Origin of the sequence: uncultured Ruminococcus sp. (genome assembly GCF_946415235.1) — a bacterium.
GTDB lineage: Bacteria > Bacillota > Clostridia > Oscillospirales > Ruminococcaceae > Ruminococcus.
The window spans coordinates 1-10,497 of sequence record NZ_CAMKRR010000104.1 but is presented as its reverse complement, the minus strand read 5'-3'; the positions used below and the strand labels follow the sequence as shown (position 1 = coordinate 10,497).

8 protein-coding genes are annotated in these 10,497 nt (G+C 38.9%); 3 read left to right on the top strand and 5 right to left on the bottom strand.

The window, feature by feature from the left end:
- The first annotated feature begins 306 nt into the window (after positions 1-306).
- On the top strand, positions 307-873 hold the full coding sequence (locus tag Q0R37_RS13385; RefSeq protein WP_294755047.1) for a sigma-70 family RNA polymerase sigma factor: 567 nt from the start codon (positions 307-309) through the stop codon (positions 871-873).
- Between the two features lie 12 nt (positions 874-885).
- Complete coding sequence (locus tag Q0R37_RS13380) at positions 886-2,277, top strand: hypothetical protein (protein WP_294755046.1); 1,392 nt, start codon at positions 886-888, stop codon at positions 2,275-2,277.
- Positions 2,278-2,408: 131 nt separating this feature from the next.
- On the opposite strand, the gene Q0R37_RS13375 is transcribed toward Q0R37_RS13380, so the two are convergent.
- Positions 2,409-4,340, bottom strand: a complete 1,932-nt coding sequence (locus Q0R37_RS13375) for a BspA family leucine-rich repeat surface protein (RefSeq protein WP_294755045.1) — start codon at positions 4,338-4,340, stop codon at positions 2,409-2,411.
- Positions 4,341-4,483: 143 nt separating this feature from the next.
- Positions 4,484-4,642 carry a hypothetical protein gene (locus Q0R37_RS13370; RefSeq protein WP_294755043.1) on the bottom strand — a complete coding sequence of 53 codons (159 nt, stop codon included), beginning with the start codon at positions 4,640-4,642 and terminating at the stop codon, positions 4,484-4,486.
- Positions 4,643-4,779: 137 nt separating this feature from the next.
- Here Q0R37_RS13370 and Q0R37_RS13365 point away from each other — a divergent pair, with 137 nt between their 5' ends.
- Positions 4,780-6,270, top strand: a complete 1,491-nt coding sequence (locus Q0R37_RS13365; protein WP_294755041.1) for a glycoside hydrolase family 11 protein — start codon at positions 4,780-4,782, stop codon at positions 6,268-6,270.
- A gap of 328 nt (positions 6,271-6,598) precedes the next feature.
- Here the strand turns inward: Q0R37_RS13365 and Q0R37_RS13360 are convergent, their stop codons facing one another.
- From Q0R37_RS13360 to Q0R37_RS13350, 3 genes are all read right to left on the bottom strand, one after another.
- Positions 6,599-7,450, bottom strand: a complete 852-nt coding sequence (locus Q0R37_RS13360; protein WP_294755040.1) for a hypothetical protein — start codon at positions 7,448-7,450, stop codon at positions 6,599-6,601.
- 262 nt (positions 7,451-7,712) lie between these two features.
- Positions 7,713-9,305, bottom strand: a complete 1,593-nt coding sequence (locus tag Q0R37_RS13355) for a hypothetical protein (protein WP_294755039.1) — start codon at positions 9,303-9,305, stop codon at positions 7,713-7,715.
- 447 nt (positions 9,306-9,752) lie between these two features.
- On the bottom strand, positions 9,753-10,497 hold a 745-nt coding region (locus tag Q0R37_RS13350), incomplete at its 5' end, for a hypothetical protein (protein WP_294755038.1).

The window sequence follows — 10,497 nt, the reverse complement described above, 5'->3', positions numbered from 1 at the left end:
ACAGGCCTTGGATATGCAAACAGAAATAGCAAAACTACGCGAAGAGAATTCAGAAGTGAACACAGCGCAGCCGTATGAAAAGCATTGAAAAAAATCCGGATTTATTATATAATAATAATGGTTTATTTCAAAATATCTGCTGCACTTATGAGAGTCACAGCAGGTGCATTATGTAGTAATTCATATCCAGCAGAAATTTCTGCTGGAAAATTTTTTAAATAACATGTTACACTTTGCCTGCATGATGTGAATGATATATATGAAAGCCGTACCATGGTAAACTTTCAAAGGAACGGAGGAACAAAAATGACTGGTACCGAATACAGTGCACTGTATGTCAGATCACCGGAAAAAGCCTATCAAAAACTGTTCGATACCTACTGCAATTATGTGTATGCGATCGTATACAATAAAATTGGCCGTATAGCTTCTCACGAAGATATTGAGGAGTGTGTCAGCGACATTTTTTCCGATATATATTTCAGCTATGACACCGGAAGCGGATATGAAGGAGATATGCAGGGGTATGTTAATACAGTTGCCAGCAGAAAAGCAATAAATTCTTATCACAGGATCTATGCAAGGATCTCGCATTATACCGAGCATGACGAAGAAACCTTGGGAAAAATCAGTTCGGACACCGATGTCGAAAAAGATTCGGACAGATCTGAATTACAGAAAATAATCATGGATATGATAAATCAGCTTGGAGAGCCTGACTCTACTATCGTAATACAAAAATACTACTACGATAAAAAATCAGGAGATATAGCAAAGCTGCTCAATATGAATGCTCCGGCAGTGCGTATGCGCTGCAAAAGATCAATGAACAAATTGAAAGAAATGCTTACCAAAGCTGGGATAACGCTGTAAGGAGGTAAAATCATGAAAAAGAAAAACGAACTTGATGTACTGTTCAACGGAAATGATGAACTCGTTAAAGATCTTGCTCAAAGACCTGTGCTCAACGAAAAGGAGAGTAAGAAAATGTTTGAAATGAGTAAGAAAAAATTAGAAGAAAAGAGTAACCTCACTGCTTCCGAAAAAACAGAATACACCTCAGGAGAAAGTGTACAGGGCGTTGAGAACTACAGAAGATCGATCATATTCAGAAGAGTTCTTTCAGCAGCTTCATGTATATTATTAATTGGCGGTATCGCCGGAACTGTGTTCCTGCTTAACAAGCATAAGGAGATAATAGGAGATACAAACGTTATCGATCATATTGGTACTACTACCGGTGAAAACAATGACAACACATCAAAGACCACTATAGTATCCTCGTCAGGAAATGAAGCAAATGTTACTTCGGTTACAACGACTACATCATCGACTGATATTCAGACTACATCTAAGGAGTACACCACACCGGCAGTATATGAAAAAGATTTTGTAAATAATGCCGCTCTTACTTATATGGCCAATTTCACAGCAAGGTATGATATTCTTTGTATGAACATTGAATATTCTCTGGTTGATCTTAATAAGGATAATGTTCCCGAACTTTTGATAAGCTGCGAAAATATGGTTTGCAGCAATTTATTTATTTGCACATATGACGGACATCAATATAATTATGTAACTCCTAAAACAAGTACTGAGTCGGTCCTTATTAACTTCTACGTCATAAAAATTTCAACTGAAAATGGTCTTATATGCACTTCGGGAAAAAACTGCCCAACTTTATTCCTGAGGGTCAACAGTGACAATACTGTAGAGCTGCTTGACAAGCTGTTTAGCTGGTGGGATTACGAGAGCGATGACATAGGATACTGGAGAAATGACGAAAAGATAACTAAGGACGAATACGACAATATCACTTCAACATACAATGCATATAACTGGTCGCAACCCGAGTTTACGTTCTATGCAGAGCATAACGGTTATATGATCGACGATCCTCCTTCATTATATACCGATATTAATATCGATAAACTTATTGAATACGGAGAACTGCCTTCAATAGGCGAAAGAGAGCTCTGTGTCGTATATGATAGGTTGATTCCTGAAACTGTCACTGATAATATAGATCTATTTGATCCGGACATAGAAAATACAGGAGGGGTAGCCGGCGAAGAGTATTCTTCCACATCAGGAACAATCACGGATATTTATCCTCATTTTGGACAGGGACGCAAGTTACGGCTGAGAGTTGATATTCTCGACCGGGGTGACGAGCAGCGACATAATCTTATCGCGGCAGATGTGGACTTCGCAACCGGAGAATGCAATATCCTGCAAAACAAGTATCCTGATGCAGTAAATATGCATTTCTGATTAGCTATCACCTATTGCAGCGATTAAGTCACTGATTAGTATTAACAGTTCCTGCTTTATATGACAAACAACGCCGAGGCTTAAAGCCTCGGCGTTGTTATTAAATGATTGCAGTACACATCTGTACACTTTTAAGCTTTTGAACGATAATTCAAAGTTGCATCATAGTAGATGTAAAGCGAAGAAACTGCGTTTTTAGCAGTATTATTGCTGCTTCCGTCAAGAATTGCGTAAACATAGGAAAGTGCAGATAAACTGCAAGTCGCAGTTCCGTTGGTTGTTTCAGCTGTTATAGTATATATATCTCCGAGCTGATGTGCCGAGATGTCCGGTATAGTAACCTTATAACGTCCGTCTGCCTGCTTAACAGCAGTATATGACATTACGGTATTGCCCTTCTTTGTTGTGACCTTTACACTGCCCTTATAATTATCTTTTGCCTTGATAAATACATTAAGTGAGGTTCCGGAATTCAAAGAGAGCGAATATGTTATCTTTTCGATATCCGACTTGCCGAGATCAAGTACACGCTGATATTTGCCTGCTGCCTTCTTAATATCGTCATAAGAATATGAGCCGGTATAATGCTTGCTCATTTCCTTATGCTCCTTACCGATAGTCCAGTTATTGCTGGCAGCAAGGAATGGCTGAGAATAGTGACCGTAGTCAGCTATTGAACGGATAAGATAAAGTGTTTTATTATCAAAACTTGATGCATTTTTTTCGATAGCGTTGATATAATCAAGTACTGAATACTTTTTAGATACTGTTTTTCCGTTTCCGTAATGGAATGTGGCAGTAATGGTATCAGCCATTTCAACAGATGTCACATAGCAGGTAAAGCTGTAATACTTGCCGCTTGCATTTTTGGAATTCTTGTCAAAAGGAACTTTTGAAGTTCTGCCATTAACTTTGAACTCCATGTAGCTTGCATTTCTTTCCTGCTCTGTAAGTGATGAAAGGTCAAGGTTGAAGCTTACTCCTATCTGACCGCTGAGGATCAGATTCTGTGTCTTGAAGAAGTCATTTCCTTTAAAAGTGAGATATCCGGGATCATCCTTACCGCCGTCAACATGAGCATATTCTATACCAACATGATTAGCGTCATATTTTGTTCCTGCGCCGCCGACAAGTTTTTTACAGCCATCGAACATTTCGTACCTTTCAGCTGATTCAGTTGACCAACCGGAGCCTACATATATTTTGCTGAGATTATTGCAACCAGAGAACATACCGCACATATCAGTAACCCTGCTTGTATCAAAATTACTCAAATCGATTTCTTTAAGAGATGAGCAGTGCCAAAACATTCCATCCATATCAACTGCACTGCTCGTATCAAAGTTCCCGAGGTCCAAATCTGTAAGACTGGAGCAACCGCAAAACATTTGATTCATAATTGCTACTTTTGAAGTTGTAAAATTACTGATATCCAGTGATTCAAGACTTGAACAATCGCTGAATAAACTTGTCATATCTACTGCATTGCTCGTATCAAAAGAGCTCAGATTAATTGATTTCAGTTTATCACAGCCTTGAAATGTTGCATAAAAATGTGTAACTTCCGATGTATCAAAACTTGATACATCAATAGATTCCAAGTTATCGCAGTCTCCAAAAACACGATACATTGTTGTTACTTTGGACGTATTAAAACCTGAAAGATTTACTGAAGATAAATTCCTGCAGCAATTGAACATATAATTGATATCTTCAACTAAATGTGACTTGGCTCCGCTTAAATCAATTGATACGACGTTGGAATATCCCATGAACAATCCCCAACAATTTTTAGGTAGTACAGTTTCATGTTCTCCATCAACAACCACTGATGTAACCTGAGCTTTTTTGCGGAAATTACGAATTTCATCTTTGTCAATATATCCACTGAGTGTCAGTACTCCTGTATCTTCATCGAACATATCATCATACATTGATTTTGCATTTGCCGTCAAAATGCTGTTGAATATGTTATTACTGTCAACTGGTACGCTAACTGCTACGCCTGTAAGTGTAAAAGCCATTACTGCTGCCGTTAGCTTTTTAATAATCCTGTTTTTCATTATTACATCTCCTTATAATAATTGCGTATCGTATAATACCATCATATTTTACGAACGCTTAAATTTTAACATATATCATATATGATGTCAAGGCAATTATTGCTTTATATTACGTTGATTTGGTTTACTATTTGCGAATTATATTATGATCTGTTATCCATGAGTTGTTCAAAGGTAATACCATACTTGTATGTCATCTCATGGGCATAGCTCTTACCGTCGGGAGCTTTATATCTTATTGGGAACGTGGTATACTTGAACGAGTTTATGAAAATAACGATATAATATAAAACAGCTCCCATTCGACTTTTATATCTTTTTCTTAACAAAAAATGGCTTGTTTTTTCACTAAAATACATTTATAATATAAGCATGATATGATCCTCGATTCCTGAACAGGAACAAATATCTTCTATAAATTAAAGAGGGAAGTGATTTTATGAGATCTGCTTATTTCAAAAAAGTATTTGGAATTACTGTTCTGATATCAGTAATAGTTTCGTCTTTTTCATTCTCAGCTTCAGCAGCTGAAAGCCTATTAGAAACAGGCAATATAGACGAATACGATTATGAATACTTTAATATGAACAGCTCAGGAGAATTTACAATGGAGCCAAAAGCTGGAGCTTTCTCATGTTCATGGGAAGACATAGAAAGCTGCATGGCTTTAATGGGGAAAAAATATGATTCCCTACAAAAGAACTACAAGGATATTGGAAATGTCTCTTTCAGCTATGACCTCGACTTATCTCCTTGTGGCAATGCTTACTTCGGTGCATATGGCGGGACTCAGAATCCCGACATGGAATTCTATATAGTTGAAGGCTGGAACGAATGGGAACCACCTTCTATTTCAAAGAATCTTTTAGCAGGTACAGTTGTTATCAACGGTAACGAATATGATGTTTTCCAGACGTATCGCATTTATCAGCCCGGTATTGATGCTATGCCATCAATACCTCAGTATTGGAGCGTTCGTAAGGAAAACGCTGCACAGAATAATGCTGATGGCCACATAGAAGGCTCCATAGATATTTCTAAGCATTTTGCTGCTTGGGAAGCTTTTGGATTCGATACATCAGGAACTTTATATGAATCAATGTTTTTTGTCGATGGCTACCGTTCAAGCGGAACTGCAAATCTGAAAGATTTACAGTTGGGAAACGGTAAGGATAATTCGCCGCTCAACATTCAACCGAATAAGTACTATAATACTTTAAAGAGTATAATTGACGATGACGGTTACTATTACAAATATGATCTGAATAATTATGATAATAAATATAACCGTTATGGATGGTCCTCCCGTGAAAATGCAAATTTAAGATATAGTTCCGTAAGCTTTGAAGGAAGTGGGGCTATTCGTGTCCGCGACCGTAATTCACCATCACAGGGGCCTTGCTTCCCTGTTGATAAAGAGTTCTTTTTTGTCGGAGATGCCTACAGCTTAGGTGCTATTGTCATGCAGAACGAAGCACCGTCTGCCGACTTTGCACTTGTTATGGAATATACTGATGCAGATGGCAACTGCCAACGCGAAATACTTGCAGAAGCCAATGCTCCCACAGGGAAATGGACTGAACTTTTCAACACCTCTTTTACTATTCCCGAGAGTGCGGCAAGTTTTTCATTTTTCATCGAAACTCCGGGTTATACAGGCGATTTCTACGTTGACGCTGCTTATGAAGCATTAGAGAAGGTCGAACCGTTTGTAAGAGTTATGCCGGGAAATGCTTACCCTCAGAATGGAGATGTAAACCGTGACGGCGTTATAGATGTATTTGATCTCGCATCACTCAGAAGAGCAATCATTGAACTGGTCGTAAATCATATTGAGGCTCCTGTGAATTCTGATGCAAACGGTGATGGCATAGTCAATGTTGCCGACCTTGTATATTTACAGAAATACCTTCTCAGCACTGAAAACTAAGTGATTCTACAGCTGCTACTTCAGCTGAGTTAACGATATAACATACAACAGCTCCCTTAGGGAGCTGTATCGTTTTAAATATGTGAAACAAGGACAAATACTGGTATATAGTTAAGAAACGCGCCTGTTATATATTAATAATTTAGCGATTGTATGAAACTATTTTTACGTAAAGTAAATCGTTTAATCCAGTCATTTTGCATTAAGCGTCTATATTACGTCGTTTCAAGAATTATAAGTGAACTAAGTTTTAGTTGACTCGCCATGTCCTGCATTTACTGAATAATATTCGCAAATCAGATTTATTATTACAAAAAAGAGTATCACGCTAAAAAGCAGTTCCTACTTTTTCATCATAGTCATAAAACGTAGAAAAAACATCATCCCATTGAAAACTCAATACTTTCTTAGAATCCTCTTCATAAGCAAATTCATAATAGAATATCGGATATACCCCGTACAAATTCTTTTCTGAACCGCAAATCATAGCACTTGCTGCTGATTTGTTCTTCCCCGCATAATTATTATTCTCTGTATAAACATTATATTCATGACTTTCGCTGCAGTCAATGAAAAGGCTCTCCGAATCGACCTTTTTCAAGCCGTTCTTCTCATATACATCTGCTATTTCAGAGAACTCAATTTCAGCAGGAAATGCTTTGATAGCTCCCGGATGCCATATTTCATCAAAAACATCATAGTCAAACACATCATAACTTATTTTATATACAATAGCATCCTTAACAGGTGTTTTTTCTCCATCCTCAGCTTTCATATTGCTGTAATATAGAGCTATATCATATGCAGGAATACCTTCATCCGATATCTGAACATCTACAGGCAGGTATATTCCGACTTTTTCCTCATCGCCCACAAGCACTCCATCAATGTCTATTCCGCCTTGAAGCTCGTACTTTCCTTCAAGCTCTTTCATAAGCTGTCCAACTGTATAGTATCCGCCATTTCTGAAAACGTCATTGCCGATCTGGATAAGTCCCGATGACAGTGAAGCATTTTTTATCTCATCTGTAGGAGCATATTCCGCAAGTTTAGGTCTCGGTTTCAGTTTTTCTTTTTCAGGTTTAATGACAGCTTCCTTTTCACCGCAGCTTGCTGCTGATATCAAGCAAAATAAAAGTGAAAAAGCTGTTATTGCGTGCTTTTTTAATGAATGATACATAACTATTTCTCCTTTTTTGTTTTATAATATCATCAATTTGTGATGATTCTGTGAAAAATATTTTATTTGTACATTATAGCGCAATATTCGCATTGACTTTGAGTGGAATTTGGTGTATAATTTATTAATTCGATTTTCGTCATGCCATTTTGGTGTAAGTAATAGCAGGAGTTCGTTCGCTTACATACAAACATACTCCTGCTTCTTTATCGTTTTCAGTTAGCTTAATGACATTAGGGCAATGCCCGGCTATTGATATGTATTATAGATAGTTTTCAAAGGCTGAGCCTGTGTAATATTCAATGCTGTCGAAAACGCGCTTGAATTCATTGACCTCCAGCAGGAAGAGTCCGCCTGATGAAAGGGGATCATCGGTTCCGCCGACAGATCTGTGAACCGAGAACCAGTCGTTATGGAACTCATTGTCCTCGTGATTTACAAAGCTGTAGCCCCATTTTTTATGGTATACATTAGGATTGTTTTTCAGTGTTGTCAGATTTCTGCCATGGGGGTTGCGGATAACGAGATATCTTTTGTTGTCGTAATCAATAACGCCGAGGATCGAATATACATGACTGACAGACAATCCAAGTGTATCCCTGTAATATTCTTTTGTTCCTGCTTTGGCCATAGTTATCTCTTTGCCGGTTTTGTCTATTTCTTTATGTGCAAAGATGGTACAGCAGGTAGGATGCCTACTTGCCTTAAGACCGATGTTCCATATTTCGTTTACAGAGAGATTTGAAAGTACTTTTCTTTCGACAGATTCTGTATGCAGGATCTCCCTGAGTGCATTTTCGGCACGGCCGCCTCTGATAAGACCTGAAACAATGCCGTTTTGGTCGTCAGTGGCGTTGCCTGAGAACATATTCGGACGATCAGACGAGGTCCTTTCAAGGAACTTGGCATATGCCTTTTCGTATACTGCTGCCCAGCAGGGATCCCAGCTTTCCTTTGTTCCTGTTATACGTCCGCCGTTTGTCCTGAGACTTTTTTCCTTAGCTCCGCAGGCGCCGTAATTCATGCCTGATGAAGAATAGACGAGTACTTCTTCCGAAACGACGATATGCTGGATAGTGTTCTTCTTATCTTTCCATGCAGCTGTAGATTCAGCCCCCGAACCGGGAACGTAGAAGTCTATGGAATGCCACGGTGTTTCGGGCTGCTCCGAGCCTGTGTTTTTGCCTGTGCTTAAAAAGCGCATGGCGGTCTTGTTCTGGATATAGAAAGGATTGACATATGCTACAGAGCACAGTGCCGCAAGGAAATAGCAGTCGCCGATACCGTTCTGGCAAACATCTTTCCACATAGCAATCTCATTGAAGAAATAGCCTTTGTCACGCCACTCCATACCGTCAGGAGTATGAGGACCATCATTGTTCTTAGCATTAGTGTCAGCGCTTTTTTGCAGAATTGTCTTGGATGCTGAGAGCTTGTCCTTCATCAGCAGTACGCTGACTGCGCGTTTGCGCTTTTCAGCCTGTGTCAGTTCTGAGACAAGCTTTTTCGTACTTGCTGTCTTGGCGGTTGTCAGTGATGCTTTTGTTGATGCGGTTCTTGTTGCTCTTCTTCTCTTTTCAGGTCTTGCGTACTTTTCAAGGAATGCATTCAGACGCTTTTCAGCTTCGGCACTTGAAAGCAGACGTGCATTGCCGTTTTTGTCCACGCTGCAGTACGGTGCCTGAATCGGTGATTCTTCGCTCAAATAGCCTTCTTTTGTGATTCCGTAGCATTCAGCCATTTTATCAAAAACGTCCTCCTGAGCTGTCCAGTTGATGCTTTTGCCCGCAACTGCTTCCGCAACGCTGTATGGATCGGGGCAACCTATGATATAATTTCTTTCATTGTTTGACATAATGATCCTCCATTCTTAATAGAAATAAAATTTAGTTGGTGATGCTTTGTGCAAACCTGCAGTTTTAAAATGCATTTGAATACATCTTAAATCGCTCGGCGCCTGAACGATTTAAACTGTATTTGTTTGGTATGATCATATTCTATCATGTTCCCGTGAACTTTATAAGGTGTCGTTTGTCACTTTTTGAGTGACAATTATCATATGAATAAGGATATTGTCACTATCAATGGTTCAAAGCAGATTGGTTCGTGCTTATAAGGCATATGATCTTAGGGCTTATCAGCTTTATATTGATACACCTCTTTGTGCAGACTGCGGCTGCTGTGTCAAATTCCTCGGTTCTGGCAGAAAAGCCTGTCATCAGCTCTGCGATATATATTAAAAAAGTGAAAAAAGGTATGCTCATGCAGGAGCATACCTTTTTATCATACTATAGTTTAGCTGTCATTTGTTGTATCCAAGGAATTCAACGATAAATCTTATCATATCCTTTGAAAATTTGTTACGCATAAAACTTGAGAACTTATCCTTATCGTAGCTGCCCTTCTCGAGGATCATGAGTTTTCTGAAGGAATTTGCCATTTTGAGATAATCATTGTTTGTTACAGGTACATCCATACCGATATAATCGTTGAGAACTCTTGCAACGTCCTTGCACTCGCTCAGATCAGATACATTATCTGTATTTGCAGCGAAAAAGGTCTCAAGGTTATCCCAGCCGATCTTTGTCAGACCGAATGCGAACTTGAAGAAATAATAGTCATTCGTATAATATGTGCAGACATCCTGAGCGATATTGTCGTATTTATTGTACAGATCAACGCATATTCCCTCATCCTTATTCTCGTAATGGAAATGAATATCGGTGTCGCGGAGATTATCGCAGTTATAGATAGCTGTCAGACCTCTTGCGTTGGTAAAGTATTCGTCATTGAACTTGTAATCGCTGTCGAAAACAAGAGGTCTGCCGTTTATTGCATAACCACAGCAGTATGAATGTGCAAGTTCGTGCATAACAGACCATGTAATAACATTTCTGCCGTTTGCGATCTGCTTACACTGTGACCTGCTATTTGAATATAATAAAAAACGGCTGCCCCATGTAAAAAAGCTCCCGAAAAACAGGGAGCTTATAATCAAATGTCCGTGACAAAGGGGGTTATGAGTATCATCAGCATACATACAGGGC

Coding starts and splice junctions, on each gene's coding strand:
- Q0R37_RS13385 (WP_294755047.1), top strand. CDS start 307: ATGACTGGTACCGAATACAGTGCACTGTATGTCAGATCACCGGAAAAA.
- Q0R37_RS13380 (WP_294755046.1), top strand. CDS start 886: ATGAAAAAGAAAAACGAACTTGATGTACTGTTCAACGGAAATGATGAA.
- Q0R37_RS13375 (WP_294755045.1), bottom strand. CDS start 4,340: ATGAAAAACAGGATTATTAAAAAGCTAACGGCAGCAGTAATGGCTTTT.
- Q0R37_RS13370 (WP_294755043.1), bottom strand. CDS start 4,642: ATGGGAGCTGTTTTATATTATATCGTTATTTTCATAAACTCGTTCAAG.
- Q0R37_RS13365 (WP_294755041.1), top strand. CDS start 4,780: ATGAGATCTGCTTATTTCAAAAAAGTATTTGGAATTACTGTTCTGATA.
- Q0R37_RS13360 (WP_294755040.1), bottom strand. CDS start 7,450: ATGTATCATTCATTAAAAAAGCACGCAATAACAGCTTTTTCACTTTTA.
- Q0R37_RS13355 (WP_294755039.1), bottom strand. CDS start 9,305: ATGTCAAACAATGAAAGAAATTATATCATAGGTTGCCCCGATCCATAC.